17 protein-coding genes and 1 tRNA gene are annotated in these 14421 nt (G+C 63.8%); 8 read left to right on the top strand and 10 right to left on the bottom strand.

Annotated elements, in window-relative coordinates; all coding sequences use genetic code 11:
- Positions 1-6 precede the first annotated feature (6 nt).
- The 3 genes from FJ943_RS03610 to FJ943_RS03595 all read right to left on the bottom strand — a co-directional run bounded on the left by FJ943_RS03610 (position 7) and on the right by FJ943_RS03595 (position 3356).
- Positions 7-831: a carbohydrate ABC transporter permease gene (locus FJ943_RS03610; RefSeq protein ID WP_015315119.1), complete on the bottom strand. Its 825-nt coding sequence runs from the start codon at positions 829-831 to the stop codon at positions 7-9.
- Entirely contained in the window at positions 828-1697 is an 870-nt protein-coding gene (locus FJ943_RS03605) for a sugar ABC transporter permease (RefSeq protein WP_015315118.1), read from the bottom strand. The genes FJ943_RS03610 and FJ943_RS03605 overlap by 4 nt, the downstream gene beginning before the upstream one ends.
- Before the next feature lie 432 nt (positions 1698-2129).
- Positions 2130-3356 carry a sugar ABC transporter substrate-binding protein gene (locus tag FJ943_RS03595; protein WP_140662496.1) on the bottom strand — a complete coding sequence of 409 codons (1227 nt, stop codon included), beginning with the start codon at positions 3354-3356 and terminating at the stop codon, positions 2130-2132.
- Between the two features lie 181 nt (positions 3357-3537).
- Here FJ943_RS03595 and FJ943_RS03590 point away from each other — a divergent pair, with 181 nt between their 5' ends.
- From FJ943_RS03590 to FJ943_RS03580, 3 genes are read left to right on the top strand one after another with little or no spacing between them, the layout of a single operon-like run.
- A complete protein-coding gene (locus FJ943_RS03590) occupies positions 3538-4308 on the top strand; it encodes an SDR family oxidoreductase (RefSeq protein ID WP_140719836.1) in 771 nt (256 codons plus the stop codon).
- Positions 4309-4310: 2 nt separating this feature from the next.
- The gene (locus FJ943_RS03585; protein WP_140719834.1) at positions 4311-5381 is read left to right on the top strand and encodes an ABC transporter ATP-binding protein; all 1071 of its coding nucleotides are present in this window, start codon (positions 4311-4313) and stop codon (positions 5379-5381) included.
- A gap of 16 nt (positions 5382-5397) precedes the next feature.
- On the top strand, positions 5398-6279 hold the full coding sequence (locus FJ943_RS03580) for a MurR/RpiR family transcriptional regulator (protein ID WP_140662492.1): 882 nt from the start codon (positions 5398-5400) through the stop codon (positions 6277-6279).
- Positions 6280-6440: 161 nt separating this feature from the next.
- Here FJ943_RS03580 and FJ943_RS03575 read toward each other — a convergent pair whose 3' ends face one another.
- Both FJ943_RS03575 and FJ943_RS03570 read right to left on the bottom strand, forming a co-directional pair.
- Positions 6441-6752 (bottom strand): DUF167 family protein, encoded by a 312-nt coding sequence (locus FJ943_RS03575; RefSeq protein WP_140719832.1) that lies wholly within the window; start codon positions 6750-6752, stop codon positions 6441-6443.
- A gap of 7 nt (positions 6753-6759) precedes the next feature.
- A complete protein-coding gene (locus FJ943_RS03570; protein WP_015315112.1) occupies positions 6760-7053 on the bottom strand; it encodes a YggT family protein in 294 nt (97 codons plus the stop codon).
- Positions 7054-7201: 148 nt separating this feature from the next.
- Here FJ943_RS03570 and FJ943_RS03565 point away from each other — a divergent pair.
- The 4 genes from FJ943_RS03565 to FJ943_RS03550 all read left to right on the top strand — a co-directional run bounded on the left by FJ943_RS03565 (position 7202) and on the right by FJ943_RS03550 (position 9112).
- Positions 7202-7277, top strand: a tRNA-Ala gene (locus tag FJ943_RS03565).
- 321 nt (positions 7278-7598) lie between these two features.
- On the top strand, positions 7599-8348 hold the full coding sequence (locus FJ943_RS03560) for a helix-turn-helix transcriptional regulator (RefSeq protein WP_140719830.1): 750 nt from the start codon (positions 7599-7601) through the stop codon (positions 8346-8348).
- Positions 8349-8588: 240 nt separating this feature from the next.
- Positions 8589-8792, top strand: coding sequence for a nitroreductase family protein (locus FJ943_RS03555; RefSeq protein WP_246671822.1), 204 nt, complete (start codon positions 8589-8591; stop codon positions 8790-8792).
- Between the two features lie 68 nt (positions 8793-8860).
- Positions 8861-9112 (top strand): hypothetical protein, encoded by a 252-nt coding sequence (locus FJ943_RS03550; RefSeq protein WP_015315110.1) that lies wholly within the window; start codon positions 8861-8863, stop codon positions 9110-9112.
- A 51-nt stretch (positions 9113-9163) separates the two neighbouring features.
- On the opposite strand, the gene FJ943_RS03545 is transcribed toward FJ943_RS03550, so the two are convergent.
- The 4 genes from FJ943_RS03545 to FJ943_RS03530 all read right to left on the bottom strand — a co-directional run bounded on the left by FJ943_RS03545 (position 9164) and on the right by FJ943_RS03530 (position 12366).
- On the bottom strand, positions 9164-10105 hold the full coding sequence (locus FJ943_RS03545) for an energy transducer TonB (protein WP_140719828.1): 942 nt from the start codon (positions 10103-10105) through the stop codon (positions 9164-9166).
- Positions 10102-10569, bottom strand: coding sequence for a TonB system transport protein ExbD (gene exbD / locus FJ943_RS03540; RefSeq protein WP_140616534.1), 468 nt, complete (start codon positions 10567-10569; stop codon positions 10102-10104). Before exbD ends, FJ943_RS03545 begins: the two co-directional genes overlap by 4 nt.
- Before the next feature lie 13 nt (positions 10570-10582).
- Positions 10583-11509, bottom strand: a complete 927-nt coding sequence (exbB, locus tag FJ943_RS03535; protein WP_140719826.1) for a tonB-system energizer ExbB — start codon at positions 11507-11509, stop codon at positions 10583-10585.
- Positions 11510-11574: 65 nt separating this feature from the next.
- Positions 11575-12366, bottom strand: coding sequence for an ATP-binding cassette domain-containing protein (locus FJ943_RS03530; RefSeq protein ID WP_181174508.1), 792 nt, complete (start codon positions 12364-12366; stop codon positions 11575-11577).
- Between the two features lie 289 nt (positions 12367-12655).
- On the opposite strand from FJ943_RS03530, the gene FJ943_RS03525 reads away from it, so the two are divergent.
- Positions 12656-13390 (top strand): isochorismatase family cysteine hydrolase, encoded by a 735-nt coding sequence (locus tag FJ943_RS03525; RefSeq protein ID WP_140719822.1) that lies wholly within the window; start codon positions 12656-12658, stop codon positions 13388-13390.
- Here the strand turns inward: FJ943_RS03525 and FJ943_RS03520 are convergent.
- A complete protein-coding gene (locus FJ943_RS03520) occupies positions 13348-14289 on the bottom strand; it encodes an LLM class flavin-dependent oxidoreductase (protein ID WP_140719820.1) in 942 nt (313 codons plus the stop codon). The two genes, FJ943_RS03525 and FJ943_RS03520, sit on opposite strands and share 43 nt — an antisense overlap.
- Positions 14290-14421: the final 132 nt, after the last annotated feature.

The raw sequence follows: 14421 nt of genomic DNA, 5'->3' as shown, positions 1-14421 counted from the left end.
GGATTGCTATTTGACAGCCCCGAGCGCCAAGCCCCGGACAAGATAGCGCTGCAGCCAGATGAACAGAATCGCCACCGGCAGCGTCGCCAGCAGCGTCGCCGCCATGACATGGTGCCATTCGATCGTGTAGCGCCCGGCAACCAGCGAGAACACCTGGATCGGCAGCGTATAGCTCTCCTGGCTGCGCAGCATGGTAAGCGCCACGACGAATTCGTTCCAGGCATTGATGAAGGTGAAGATCGCCGTCACCGCGATCGCCGGCAGGCAGAGCGGCAGGAACACTTTTCGCAGCGTCAGCCAGCGGCCGGCGCCTTCCATCCAGGCCGCCTCCTCGAGGTCGCGCGGAATGGTGTCGAAATAGCTCTGCAGCATCCACACGGTGAAGGCGACGTTGAAGGCCATGTAGATGAAGCCGAGCGCGGTGGTCGATTCGACCAGTCCCCAGGCAGCCATCAGCCGGAACAGGCCGAGCACCAGCACGATCGGCGAGATCATCTGTGAGATCAGCAGGAACTGGCGGAACGCTCCATAGCCGGCAAAGCGGAAGCGCGACATGGCATAGGCCGCCGGGACGGATATGAGGATGGCGCCAACGGTGGCGATGACAGACACATAGAGCGAATTGGCCAGCGCCCGGCCGAAGCCTGTCGCCACCCACATGTCGGCAAAATTCGACCACCGGAACTCGCTCGGCCACCAGGTCGGCGTCAGCACTTCGGTACGCGGCTTGACCGCTGTCAGGAACATCACCGCGAAGGGAAAGATCGTCACCACGATCAAGGGCGCCAGCAGCAGCCAGGCGATGATGGTGCGCTTCAGCTTGGCCTTCATGCGCGCTGCTCCCGCATCGCAAGGCGCACATAGATCATGGTGAAGATCAGCAATATGGCGAACATCACCAGCGAGACCGCCGACGCCTCGCCGAGTTTGCCGATACGGAATGCCAGCTTGTAGAGGTGGGTGACCAGTATGTCGGTCGAGTTGGCCGGCCCGCCCTGCGTCATCACCCAGATGATCGGGAACGAGTTGAAGACGTAGATGGTGTTGAGCACGATGGCGATGTTGATGAAGGGTTTCAGGAGCGGAAAGGTGATCTCGCGGAACTGCTGCAGCGGCGTTGCCCCTTCGAGCGCCGCCGCCTCGTAGAGATCGTCCGGGATCGACGACAGGCCGCCGAGAAAGATCGTCGTGGTGAACGGCACCGTCACCAATATGCCGATCAGCACCTGCATCGGAAACGCCGTCTCGGCGCTCGCAAGCCACTGGATGTTGTGGTCGATCAGGCCAAGTCCGATCAGCGCCGAATTCAGCATGCCGCTTTCACCGCTCAGCGCCCAGCGCCAGACCACGGCCGTCATGGTCAGCGACACTGCCCAGGGCAGCATGATGATGACGCGGGCAAGGCCACGCCCATAGAAATCGGTGTTGAGGATCATCGCCACCGGGACCGAGAGCAGCAGCGCGCCGCCGACCACCAGCACCGTCCACAGCCCCGTGCGCCAGAGCGCGGCGACGAAGTCGGGATCCGCGGCCAGCGCGGCGAAATTGGCAAGACCGCTGAACTCGCGCAGCTGACCAAAGCGATTGACGTCATGCGTGGCGATCTGGATCAGGTCCCAGACCGGCCAGAAGATGACCACCGCCGCCAGGAACAGACTGGGCAAGGTCAGGAGGTAGGGCAGGAAGCGATTTTGCATCGGCTGATTTTACACCGCGTTGCGAGGCATCAGTAGCACTGGTTGGCCAGTTGACCTGTTCTTCCCAGGCGCTCGGTTTCGAACTCTTCCCCGGCGTCGGCGCCGCCCCTCACCTGCCTGCCGGCATCCTCTCCCGTATAGAGACGGGGAGAGGGGAGCTTTCATTACCGCTTTCGCCAGTCACCAGCGTCCAGAAAGGGCTCCGAGATGCCGGCCGCCCTTTCTCCCCGTCACTATACGGGGAGAAATGCCCGGCAGGGCAATGAGGGGCGGCGCTGACGTCGACAATTCGTCCAAAGTGGTTGCTTGTCAGTCTTCGTTATTTACGTGGAGCGCAGCCAAATGTCTGTTTTGGAAATGTGGCGCGCCCCACCTGAGTCGGGGGCGCGCCACGGGCGCAGGGAGATACGCCCTATTTGTGGGGCGCGGCCCCTACTTCTTCAGCACTGCGTTGGCCTTCGCCGCCGCTTCCTTCAAGCCTGCTTCGGGATCGCCGCCGAGATAGATCTTCTGCATGGCATCCGACGTGATCTGGGCAACTTCTTCCCAGCCTGGGATGACCGGCGCGAAACGGGCATCCGGCAGCAGGGCGGTAAAGGCGGCCAGGTCGGCGTTGTTGACGTAATAGTCCATCTTGGCCTCTTCCTTGTTCACCGGCAGGAAGCCTTCGCCCTGCGTGAACTTGGCGCGCTGTTCCGTGGTGAACAGGAAGTCCATCAGCTTCCAGGCCTCGTCCTTGTTCTTGGAGTTCTTGAACATGATCATGGAGTCTGTGACGCCATAGGTGCCGCGCGCACCGGTCGGACCGGCCGGAATGGCGGCAACGCCATATTTGAGGCTCGGCGCCTCGTCCTTGATCTGGTTGGACAGGAAGGGCGCCGTGATCATCATGCCGACCTTGCCCTGCTTGAACAGGTTCTGCACGTCCTCGCGATTGTTGGAGGTGACGCCGGGCTCCGTCAGCCCCTCGTCGATCATCGACTTGTAGAGCTTGGCCGCTTCGAGCGCGCCCGGCGTGCTCAGGCCCGACGTGCCGTCCTTGTTGAGGATCTCGGTGCCCTGCGACCACATCGCGTAGTAGTAATAGACGTCGGTCTCGATCTCCTTGCCCTGAAGGCCGAAACCGAAGGCACCCTGCGCCTTGATCTTGCGAGCATCCTCCTGCAATTCGGTCCAGGTTGCCGGTGGCTTGGCGATGCCGGCCTTCTCGAACAGCTCCTTGTTGTAATACATGGCGCGCGCCGAGGCGGCGATCGGCAGGCCGTAGGTCTTGCCGCCCATGATCGAGGGCGACAGGAAGGTGTCGATGAAGCGACCCTTGAATTCGGGCGTGATGTAGCTGTCGAGCGGCTCGGCGACGTCCTGCTGGACGAAGTCGATCAGCCAGCGCGTGCCTATGATGGAGAGATCGGCGTTGGTGCCGGCGGTGATGTCGGTGGTCAGCTTCTGCAAGAGCACATCCCACGGCACCACCTCGAACTTGACCGTGATGCCAGGGTTCTTCGCCTCGAACTCCTTCTTGACCTGCTCGAAATACGGACCGGTCTTGGCGCTGTATTCGGCGACGGTAACCCGCACTTCGCCGGCCTCTGCCTGCGCCGCGAAGGCCAGAATGCCCATTCCGGCCATCAGGCCGGCAGTCCATTTCGCAAGGTTCATCCGATCTCTCCCATTGTTTCGCGCATTCGCGCTCCTTGTGCCGGTGCCGGCACAAGATTTATGTGACTTTCCTACATTATCGATGAATTCCCCGCGCGCAAGCGGATTAATATGTTGCTTAATTACATCCTGTTCTTTAGCCTCTCCGGCATGTGCCTGACCTGCGGGAGGAGCAAGCGCCGTGATTTCGAGAGCCGAATTCGAAGGCAGGACCGCCGTCGTCACCGGCGCCGGTGGCGGCCTTGGCTCGGCGATCGTCGCACTGCTGGCCGGCAGGGGCGCGCGGGTGGTCGGCTGCGACCAATCAGAGGAGGCGCTGGCGAGCCCGCACCTTGCCTCGCGGCATGTCTTCGACCTTCTCGACCGGGCTTCCATCGAGGCGGGGATCGCCGCCGTTCTCGACCGGGACGGCGTGCCAGATATCCTGGTCAACAATGCCGGCTGGACGCGCGCCGAAACGCTCGATGCGCTGACGGCGGACACGATCGAACATGAGCTCGACCTCAACCTGACCGGTGTGATGACTTTCGCCGACCCGCTGGTTAAGGCGATGGCTGCACGCGGTTCGGGCAGCGTTGTCTTCATTTCTTCCGTCAACGCCATCGCGCATTTCGGCAATCCGGCCTACGCCGCCGCCAAGGCCGGCATCAACGCCTATGCCAAGTCGATCGCCGTCGAGCTCGGCCGTAGCGGCGTGCGCGCCAATGTCGTCTGCCCCGGATCGATTCGCACCGCCGCCTGGGACCATCGCCTTGCCAAGAACCCTGACATAATCGGCAAGCTGCAGCGGCTCTATCCGCTCGGCCGCATCGTCAACGCCTCCGAAGTCGCCGAAGCGGTGACTTTCCTTGCCTCCGACCGCGCCTCGGGCGTAACAGGCGTGGTGATGCCCGTGGATGCGGGATTGACCGCCGGCTGCCTGCCGTTCATCGACGACATACTGGGAGCGTGACCATGACCGACGTCGAGTTTCGCAACCTCTCGAAATCCTTCGGCCAGCACAAGATCCTCGAGGAGATCAGCCTCGACATCAAAAGCGGCGAGTTCGTCGTGCTCGTCGGCCCGTCCGGCTGCGGCAAGTCGACCTTGCTGCGCATGCTGGCGGGCCTGGAGACCATCAGTTCCGGCGACCTCCTGATCGGTGGCACGCGCGCCAACGAGCTGCCGCCGCAGCAGCGCAACATCGCCATGGTGTTCCAGTCCTACGCGCTGTTCCCGCACCTGAAGGCTTCCGACAATATCGGCTTCGGTCCCAAAATCCGGGGCGAGAGCCGCACCGCCATCGACCAGAAGGTCAAGAAGGCGTCCGGCGTCCTCAACCTGTTCTCCTATCTCGACCGGTATCCCCGCCAGCTCTCGGGCGGCCAGCGCCAGCGTGTCGCCATGGGCCGCGCCATCGTGCGCGAACCCTCGGTGTTCCTGTTCGACGAGCCGCTCAGCAATCTCGACGCGCAGTTGCGCGTGCAGATGCGCACCGAGATCAAGGCGCTGCACCAGCGGCTGAAATCCACCATAGTCTACGTCACCCACGACCAGATCGAGGCCATGACCATGGCCGACCGCATCGTCGTGATGGACCGCGGCAGGATCCAGCAGGTCGGGCCGCCGCTGGAGCTCTATGACAGGCCGGCCAACAAGTTCGTCGCCGGCTTCCTCGGCTCGCCGTCGATGAGTTTTGTGTCCGGGGCACTGAAGACGACGCCCGGGACGACCTGGTTCGAGTCGGTCGGCGGCGGCCGGCTTGCGCTTGCCGGCGACCCGGTGCCGGCAGGCAGTGTCGTTGAGGCGGGCATCCGGCCGGAGCATTTCATCGTCGGTGAAGCCACCGACGCCATGACGCTCAAGGTTGATGTGGTCGAGCCGACCGGTTCCGAAACCCATGTCTACGGCGCCATTGGCACCGATACGGTGCGCGCCGTGTTCCGCGAACGGGTGCCGGTGCGGCCGGGCGACCTGCTGCCGGTCTCGGTCGACCCCGGCAACATCCATCTGTTCGACACGGCGACGGGCCTGCCGCTGAGATGACGGCGGAAACGCGGATATGAAGACGCCGGCCGATATCATCACGCGGCTGCAGCTGATGTCGCAGGACGGCACCAAGTCGGATCGCCGGCTGGCGAGCCTCGTCCTGTCCGACCTCGACTTCGCCTCCAAGGCCGCGATCTCCGAGATCGCCGCGCGGGTCGGCGTCAGCGAACCGACGGTCACCCGCTTCTGCCGCAATCTCGGCTGCGAGGGGTTGCGCGACTTCAAGTTCTACCTGGCCCAGGCCATCGCCATCGGCGGCCAGTATCTGTCGCCGGAGCCACTGAGCCGCGACGCCCGCGAACAGCGCATTGCCTCGACCATCACCGAAGCGGCGGTTACAGCCATCCAGCGCGCCAGCGAGAACCTCGACATGACGACGCTGGTCGACGTCGCCGCGCGGCTTGCGGCATCAGGCAATGTGCTGTGCATAGGTTCGGGTGGCATTTCCTCGATGATGGCGACCGAAATGCAGAACCGGCTGTTCAGGCTCGGCCTGCCGGTTCTGGCACAGATCGACGGACAGTTGCAGCGCATGTATGCCGCCGTTGCCACGCCAGACACCACGGTGGTCGCCTTCTCGGTCTCCGGCTATGCGCGCTCGGTCATCGAGGCGGTGCAGGTCGCCCAACAATATGGCGCCGCCACGGTGGCGGTCACCGCGCCCGACTCCGCACTGGCCAAGGTCGCCGACACTGTCATCCACCTGCAGCCGTTCGAGGACGGCAACATCTACAAGCCGACATCGTCACGTTACGCGTTGCTGGCGATCGTCGACATGATCGTGACCTCGGTCGCCGAGACACGCGGACCGAAGGTGCTGGAGAACCTGCGCCGCATCAAGCAGAGCGTGAACACGCTGAAGGTCGACGACCCCCGTTTGCCGCTGGGCGATTGATGAGCCGGCGCCGAAACCGCCAATTTCTCCCCAAGCGGGGATAAGGAGTGGTCCGCGCAGCGGACGGAAGCCAACTGATTGGCTTCCGAACGACCAATGCCCGGAGCGACGGCGCAGGACCGGGTCCGGCAGGAGAGAGGGGGGCGCTGTCTGCCTGCATCTCAATTTTGGAAAAGCGCTTCGACACCTGTTACCAGCGCCTCCGGATCACCCAATATTCGCAACGTCTTGAGGCGGGCCGTACCGCCGGCGACCGAAACGGCCGATGCCGGAACACCTAGCGCCTTGGCGACCAGCCTCTCCAGCGCTTGATTGGCGGCACCATTTTCCGGCACGGCGCGGACCCGCGCCTTCACGTGACTTCGTCCGTCCGCCAATGTTTCTACAACGTCGAGCCGGTCCACGGAAGACTTCGGCGTCAGCCGCACGAACAGATCGACGCCGTTCTCGCGCATGCGGAACGGCGCGCTCATGCGATCGTCAGGCCAGCAGCAGCGGCGCGACCGTGGTGAGAATGAACTGCCTGAGGAAGAACAGGATCAGCAACAGGATGATCGGCGAGATGTCGATACCGCCAAGATCGGGCATGAAGCGGCGGATCGGCCGCAGCGCCGGCTCGGTCAGGCGGTAGAGCATGTTCCCGATGCTGCCGACGAACTGGTTGCGCGAGTTGACGACATTGAAGGCATAGAGCCAGGAAAAGATCGCCGAGGCGATGATCACCCACCAATAGAGGTCGAGCGCCATGACGATGGTTTGTATGAGGGCGAGCATGCCGGACTCCAATTGTTGCCGACATGTAGCCATTACGCGCCAAACCGGCAAGGGCAGGGTTCCGCCACGCGACCGGCAGCCGGTTTTTCGGTGAAGCGCCGCCTTGACAGGAAACCGCGGCGCCCGATAAATGCGCCATCCGCTGGACGGGGCTGTAGCTCAGCTGGGAGAGCGCGTCGTTCGCAATGACGAGGTCAGGAGTTCGATCCTCCTCAGCTCCACCAGCGGAATAATCGTCCGGCTTTTGACCGTCCCGGCAAGGCGCGGCCGGCATCCGCCACGGCGCGATGCAAGGCGTAGCCCCGATCCCCCCAAAAATGGCCAAATGGCATTTCGCCGTTTCCGAGGCGAAATGGTTGTCAATTGGACTTATGGCGATGGCCGGTGTCCGGTAGGCGCTATTTTTTTTGGAAGCCGCCCCATTAGAGTGGCGTTCTCAAATCAGTTTTTTCTGTGTGTTGTGACAGGGCGTTTCGGCGGGGCCGACCGAAAGCGCTATACGGATTCCGAGTCGAAATGAAGTATCCGCCTGCGAAAGCAAACTAGTGTCCATTCGCCAGAATCTTGCTGCAAATCTCAGGCGGCTCTGCAAGGACCATGCTTCTGTCAGCGCGGTATGCCGCGAGCTTGGCATCAACCGCACACAATTCGAGCGTTACCTGCAAGGGCAGACCGTGCCCAACAAGGCCACCGCCAAGCTGATCTGCGATTATTTCCGCGTCGACGAAGCCGAGCTGTACCGGGACCCCGGCGCCCCCTCGCCCGCGGCTCCCGGTCTGCCGCCGATCTCCGAAAGCCTGTTCACCCAGATGATCCGGCCGCCCGCTCCGTCGATTGCGGGCGGCACCTATTTCACCTATTTTTCGATCCCCGGCAGATCCGATCTGCTGGTGCGGGCGATCACCTTCGTGCGTCGCGAAGCCGAGCTGGTCACGTTCCGCAGGGTCACCGGATGGTCGGAGCATCATGGCTCGACATGGGCGCGGGCACGCGGCAATCATTATGGCGTGGCGATCTCGCGCCTTAACTGGATCTATTTCAGCGGCGTCAACCGCCGCCAGACAGGCGAGCCGTCGCTGATCTCGGTGCAATGGGCGCCTATCTCCGAACCGGTGCTGACAGGCAAGGCCATGCTTCTGACCGAAGCCGGGCCGGCATTCGTGTCGGTCATCATGCGGCAGGATAGGTCCAATATCCGGCCCAGGCATGCGATCCGCATGGCGCATGTCGTCAGGCTCGATGATCCCAGCCTCGACCAGCTCGTCGTCAGCCTCGCTCGGGACGGGCTGGGTTAGCCGCTTGCTTACGCTGAATAAGAACAAGAATATCCCGAAAAAGCGTATGCCAGCGATTGCCTACTCCATATCTGAGTAAAATCGATTTTTTAGACTTTCTAGCCAAGAAAGATATTTTAGCTCATAGCTGATTTACTACAGTTTTAACAAACCAGTAACTCTTCCGACCTTACCTTTCTTCCGCGGATCCCTTTCCGGGATCTTTCAACAGATCCCTGGGGGTCGGGGAAAGGGACGAAAATGACCAAGAAAGTGAACATTGGCCAGAACATGACGTTGGCGGCAACAAGGCACGGCTTGTCGGCCTGCCCCACGGCGGCGCTGAGCCATTCGGCGATCAAGCGCCTTCTGGGCCTCGACCGCCTCACCGACGCGCCCATCTATGCGTTGACCCTCTCAATCCCGGAACTTGATCCGCATTCGGCCGGTCGATCGATCAATTAGCCGGCGTAGTACATCTAGTGCAGCCAGTACGCATTCCCTAAAGTTCCATTCGATGACAGGAGCAGAACATGTCAAATCAGGCCTTACGTCAGTCAGAGCTCGACAGTCTCCAATATATCGCGACGATGACCAATGAGCTGGTGCAGATGGCCGAAGCGAGCCGCTTCCCCATGATCTCCTATCTGCTCGGTATGGCCTATGCCGAAGCCTTCGACGTCTTGCGCGGCGCACGGCCGGCACGACACGCGCAGCTCAGCGGCAATCCGATGCACCCCAAGGCACACCCGAAAGACAACCACGCTCAGCCAAGAACAGCGTAGCGCGATGCAATTGTCGGGCTTGCGGGACGGCTCGCACGGATTTGAGGGGCATTAGTCCCGCAAACTGAACACGAATGGCGCTGTACGGCTGACGCGCGGGCCGAGTTCCGCCGGTGGCGCCGGCACGGTCGCGCCCTGCAGCACCGCAAGTGCTGCTCGGTCGAGTTCGGCATCGCCGGACGAACGGGCGACCCGGGCCGACAGAACCCGGCCGGATGGGTCCATTGTAAAAGTCACGTTCACATTGCCCTGCGCGCGCCGGGATTTCGCGGCGCTCGGATAGCGCTTGTGGCGATTGATCCACGCCGTCAGCCGCGATTCCCATTTGGCCGGGCTGACACCCGAGAACCCGGCCGCCGATCTCGGCGCCGCCGCCTTGGCGGCAGGCTTGGCCTCGGCGCTGGCGGTACTTGCCGTCTTCGGTGGCTCGGCCTTTTCCTTCTTCGGCCTTGGCTTGGGCTTGTCGACCGGCTTTTTGACCTTGGCTTCGGCCGGTTTCTTTTCCTTGCGCCGTTCCGTCGGTTTTGCCCGCGGCAGCGGAAAGACAGCCTCCGGCGCGACGGTCTCGACATCGGGGACGACCTGTTGCAGCGGCGGCTGTTCGACCGGTTCGGCCTTCGTCATCTCCGTTAGCTCGTTCGGCGGCACCATCTCCGCTTCGGCAACAGGCTCCGCTTGCTCGACCACCTTGTCAGGCTCGGGCTCGGCTGCCTTCTCGGTCTGTTCGACTGGCTCGGCCCGGTCGGGAATGGCCGCGTCGGGCATCGCGGCCTGTTCGGGCACCGCCGGCGTCACCATCATCGGCGCCATCTCGACCACTAGGGCCGGCGGCGGTCCGCCATCCGACAGGTCGACTGGATTGAAATTCTGCACGGCATACGCGACCGCGACATGAGCCCCAAGCATCAGCACCGCCGCGCATGCCCATAGGCCAAGGTCGCGCCAGTCGAAGCGCGACAGCACCACCGTGGGCGAGGCGGCGGATGGCGTCATGGAGCGGCCGCTTTGCCTGGCGCCGGTGCGGCGATATCACCTGCCGGCGCGGCCTCCAGGCCGACCAGCGCGATCTTCAGATAGCCGGCGGCCCGCAGCAGGTTCATCGCCTCCATCAGCTCGCCATAGGCGACCGCCTTGTCGGCTCGCAGGAATATCCGCGTCTGCTTGTCGCCCTTGGTGCGGCTGTCGAGCGTGGCGGCAAAAGCCGGGCGCGGCACCGTGTCGTTGCCGATCGCCAGGCTGAGATCGTTCTTCAGCGTCAGGAACAGCGGCGTCTCCGGTCGCGGCGCCGGCGTCGCGGTCGAACCGGGCAGGTCGACATTGACATCCACCGTCGCCAGCGGTGCGGCGACCATGAAGATGATCAGGAGCACAAGGATGACATCGATGAAGGGCGTGACGTTGATCTCGTGGCTTTCCTCGAGGTCGTCGTCCAGGGTCTGTCGAATTCTGCTCCCCATGGCGTCGCTCCCGCTACTCCGCCGCCAAGGCTGTCGCCGGCGCTATCGTGCGGAAATCAAGGTCGCGGCTGACCAGCCGTTCGACGCCGGCCGAGGCGTCGGCGAGGATCTGCCGGTAGCCGGCTATCGAGCGGGCGAAAACGTTGTAGATCGCCACCGCTGGGATTGCCGCGACCAGACCCATCGCGGTGGCCAGCAGCGCTTCGGCGATGCCCGGCGCGACCACGGCGAGATTGGTGGTCTGAGCCTGCGAGATGCCGATGAAGGCGTTCATGATGCCCCAGACGGTGCCGAACAGGCCGACGAAAGGCGCGGTGGAACCAATCGTCGCCAGCAGGCCGGTGCCGCGCGACATGCGCCGCGACGCAGCCGCCTCGATGCGCGACAGGCGCGAGCTGACCCGTTCCTTCAGTCCGTCGCCGCCGACGTGGTCGAGCGCATTGGCCGAAAGCGCGGCCTCTTCTTCCGCTGCCCGCACCAGGAGCGCGCCGGGATCGCCACAGCGGTCGAGCGCGCGGCTCGCCTGCTTCAGCGTGGCGGCATCGCCGATCGCGCGGACGGCACGGCGGAGGCGCAGCTTGCCGCCGAAAATCTCCAGCGATTTGGCCAGCCATATCGTCCAGGTAACGAGCGACGCGAAAGCCAATCCAGTCATCACCGCCTTCACGATGATGTCGGCGGCCTTGAACATGCCCCATGGCGACAGGTCATGCGGCAGGTTCAGGTCCATCGTCCCGGCAGGCGCGACCTCGGCCGGCGTTGTCGCGCTCGGCTGGCCGGCTGGCTGCACGGGCGCCATGGCAGCCGGTGCAGCTTGTGCCGGCGCGGCAGGGGCCTCAACCGCTGGAGAAGAGCCGGCCGGTTGCTCCTGGGCCGTGGCGCCGGTCGCCCCCAGGACAAGCGATGCGACCAACGCCGCCAACAAACCATATCTCGACATGAGCTTCTTCCTTGTTCTCACGGCGGCCAGCCGCTTGCCGGTTCCTGCAACCGCCGGCGACGACTTCACTGCACATAGCCGACGGGTTGGCCAGTGACGGGATGCGCGAACACACCCATCTCGACGCCGAAAATGTCCTTGAGCACATCGCTCCGCATGATCTCGCCCGGTGTGCCGCGCGTCAGCAGCCTGCCGTCCTTCAGCGCGATCAGCTCATCGCAGTAACGCGCCGCCATGTCGGGGTCGTGCAGCACCACGACGACGCACAGGTCGCGCTTGCGGCTGAGCTCCCTGACCAGGCCCAGCACCTCGACCTGATGCGCGATGTCGAGCGCCGAGATTGGCTCGTCGAGCAGCATGACGCCGGCATTCTGCGCCACCAGCATGGCCAGCCAGGCGCGCTGGCGCTCGCCGCCGGATAATTCATCCACCAGCCGCTCAGTGAACCCTTCCATGTCGGTCAGCACAAGCGCCTGCTCGACATGGCGCCTGTCCTCGGCGCCGAAACGGCCAAGCGCCCCATGCCATGGATAGCGTCCGAGCGTTGCCAGCTCGCGCACGGTCAAGCCCGTCGCCGCCGGCGTCGTCTGCGGCAGATAGGCAAGAGCCCGCGCCAGCTCGCGCGCGCCCCATTGCGATAGCGGCCGTGCGGCGAAAGTGATGGCGCCGGAGCTTGCCGGCTGCTGGCGCGCCAAAAGCTTGATCAGCGTCGATTTGCCCGAACCGTTATGGCCGATCAGCCCGTAGACGCGCGCGCGCCGCAATTCGAGCGAGACCGGACCGAGCAGCGTCCGTTCGCCGACGGCGAAACGCACGGCATCGATATCGAATGCGGTCTGGCTATCGGCTTCGGCCATGGTCACGGCATTTCTCCAGCCCCGCCGCCGCATTCCCATCCTGGCTGCGGAGGCAGGTGCCCGGTTGACTATGAAACTTGATATTACTAGTCAAGATTTAAGATGGGAATGCACCGCAAAAACCTGAAACGCTCCGGGGCCGGTGCCATTGTTGCCGCGTACGGGCCCTCACCCGCGCAGCCGGCCGATCCGCGCCGGCGACCTCGGTCCCGGGCCACACGATGTCGGCATCCGGTGTCGCCGCATCGATGCGGACACGCTAGGGTGAGCCGGCGGCAAGGAGCTCCGGATGATCAAGGCGACACCCTTCGACTACCCCTATGACGGCAGGCTGGTTGCCGAAAACACCGCGCTCGTCGTCATCGACCTGCAACAGGATTTCCTGTCGACATCGGGCTATTTCGCCAGGAAGGGGTATGACCCCTCGCCGCTGCGGGCGATCCTGCCCGCCGTGAACCGCCTGATCGCGGCCGCGCGCAAAGCCGGCGTCACGGTCATCCACACAAGACAGGGTTACCGCGCCGACATGGCGGACATGACGCCCTACGAGAAATGGCGCCGCAAGCGTTCCGGCCTCGACGGCACCGACGTCCTGCTGCGCTCAGGCGCTGGGTTCCAGATCGTCCCGGAGATCGACGTCGCGCCGCACGACATCATCGTCGACAAGACCTGCAACAGCGCCTTCACCTATACGGATTTCGAGCTTGTGCTGCGGGCGCAAGGCATCACGCATCTGATGTTTTCCGGATGCACGACGGACGTCTGCGTCCACACCACGCTGCGCGAGGCCTGTGACCGCAATTTCCAGTGCCTGACGGTTTCGGACGCCTGCGCCAGCGGCGACAGACAAGCGCATGAAGCGGCGTTGCACATGGTGACGGTCGAGGACGGCGTCTTCGGCGTGCTGGCCGATTCGGACGCCGTCATTGAAGGCCTGTCGCGGCTTGGCGACAGCCTGAAGCAGCAGACGATTGATGGGCTTCACCCCGCTGCTCGCGTCTCCAATCCTGAGCGAGGCGCGTAAGCTCCAGGCTGGAACTCGCTGGCCTCCCGGCGCGCCAGGGAGTTGCGCAGCAGCGCCAATGTTTCCCGGCCGGCCGTCGCGATTTCGAGTGGCGTGTCGACGCCGACGATCATGAACTCATCGATCCCGAGCCCGGCATAGGCGAGCAGCGACAGCGCGACTTGGGCCGGCGGGCCGGATAGGTCGACCGCCTTGTGGCCGGCGGCGGAAACACCCTGGTGGATCCTGACCGGAAGCGCGAAGCGCAGTTTGCCCGCACGGCCATGTTCGGCCGCGGCGCCACGTGCCCGCTCCATCAATTGCCTGATATCGTCGATCGGCCCCGGCGCCAGTTCGAAGACATCGGCATGCCGGCCGGCCACCTTCAGCGCCGTTCCGGATTGCCCGCCCATGCGGACCACGAGGTCGGCGCCATGCGGGCCCTTGCGCGGCACATAACCACTTTTGATGCTGTAGAACGCGCCTTCGTGATCGAAGGGCCGGTCGTTCGACCATAGCCGCTTCAACAGCACCAGATATTCGTCGATGCGCTGCCAGACGACGCCATGTCCGACCGGCCGTGTCTCGGCATCGTCGTCGTTCAAGGGCTCGCTGATCATCCTGAGCGTCAGCCGTCCGCCGCTCTCCCTGTCGATGGACGCCAGCTGGCGGGCAGCGACCGTGGGTTCGATCACGCCGGCCCAGTGGGTGAGCACCACTTCCAGCGAAGCGGTGCGGTTGAGCACCTGCGAGGCCAGATCCATGTTGGTCAGCAGCCCGGCGGAATCGTCGACGACGATCTTCTGGAAACCGCCGTCCTCGATCAGCCCGAGCTTGGTCGAGGTCTCGGCGAAGTCATAGAAAAACGGAACCGCCGCGTCGGCGGTCTTGCCGGGTACATGCGTGAATTCGATCGGCATTGTCATCTCCTCCATCACTGGAATCACTGATGCTGTGAAATGCGAATCCTCAGGCGCGCGAGACGCTCCGGGATCCGGTTCAACTCCGATTGCCTGAAAGCTGTGGGGCAGCAGCCCCTGTCGATCCCGCGC

Source organism: Mesorhizobium sp. B2-3-10 (assembly GCF_006442275.1).
GTDB classification, from domain to species: domain Bacteria; phylum Pseudomonadota; class Alphaproteobacteria; order Rhizobiales; family Rhizobiaceae; genus Mesorhizobium; species Mesorhizobium australicum.
Note: the sequence above shows the minus strand (reverse complement) of the source record. Positions and strands in the feature narration are given on the sequence as shown.

Bases quoted from the DNA above. Each gene is read 5' to 3' on its own strand.
- FJ943_RS03610 (WP_015315119.1), bottom strand. From the start codon at position 831: ATGAAGGCCAAGCTGAAGCGCACCATCATCGCCTGGCTGCTGCTGGCG.
- FJ943_RS03605 (WP_015315118.1), bottom strand. From the start codon at position 1,697: ATGCAAAATCGCTTCCTGCCCTACCTCCTGACCTTGCCCAGTCTGTTC.
- FJ943_RS03595 (WP_140662496.1), bottom strand. From the start codon at position 3,356: ATGAACCTTGCGAAATGGACTGCCGGCCTGATGGCCGGAATGGGCATT.
- FJ943_RS03585 (WP_140719834.1), top strand. From the start codon at position 4,311: ATGACCGACGTCGAGTTTCGCAACCTCTCGAAATCCTTCGGCCAGCAC.
- FJ943_RS03580 (WP_140662492.1), top strand. From the start codon at position 5,398: ATGAAGACGCCGGCCGATATCATCACGCGGCTGCAGCTGATGTCGCAG.
- FJ943_RS03575 (WP_140719832.1), bottom strand. From the start codon at position 6,752: ATGAGCGCGCCGTTCCGCATGCGCGAGAACGGCGTCGATCTGTTCGTG.
- FJ943_RS03570 (WP_015315112.1), bottom strand. From the start codon at position 7,053: ATGCTCGCCCTCATACAAACCATCGTCATGGCGCTCGACCTCTATTGG.
- FJ943_RS03555 (WP_246671822.1), top strand. From the start codon at position 8,589: ATGACCAAGAAAGTGAACATTGGCCAGAACATGACGTTGGCGGCAACA.
- FJ943_RS03550 (WP_015315110.1), top strand. From the start codon at position 8,861: ATGTCAAATCAGGCCTTACGTCAGTCAGAGCTCGACAGTCTCCAATAT.
- FJ943_RS03545 (WP_140719828.1), bottom strand. From the start codon at position 10,105: ATGACGCCATCCGCCGCCTCGCCCACGGTGGTGCTGTCGCGCTTCGAC.
- exbD (WP_140616534.1), bottom strand. From the start codon at position 10,569: ATGGGGAGCAGAATTCGACAGACCCTGGACGACGACCTCGAGGAAAGC.
- exbB (WP_140719826.1), bottom strand. From the start codon at position 11,509: ATGTCGAGATATGGTTTGTTGGCGGCGTTGGTCGCATCGCTTGTCCTG.
- FJ943_RS03530 (WP_181174508.1), bottom strand. From the start codon at position 12,366: ATGGCCGAAGCCGATAGCCAGACCGCATTCGATATCGATGCCGTGCGT.
- FJ943_RS03525 (WP_140719822.1), top strand. From the start codon at position 12,656: ATGATCAAGGCGACACCCTTCGACTACCCCTATGACGGCAGGCTGGTT.
- FJ943_RS03520 (WP_140719820.1), bottom strand. From the start codon at position 14,289: ATGCCGATCGAATTCACGCATGTACCCGGCAAGACCGCCGACGCGGCG.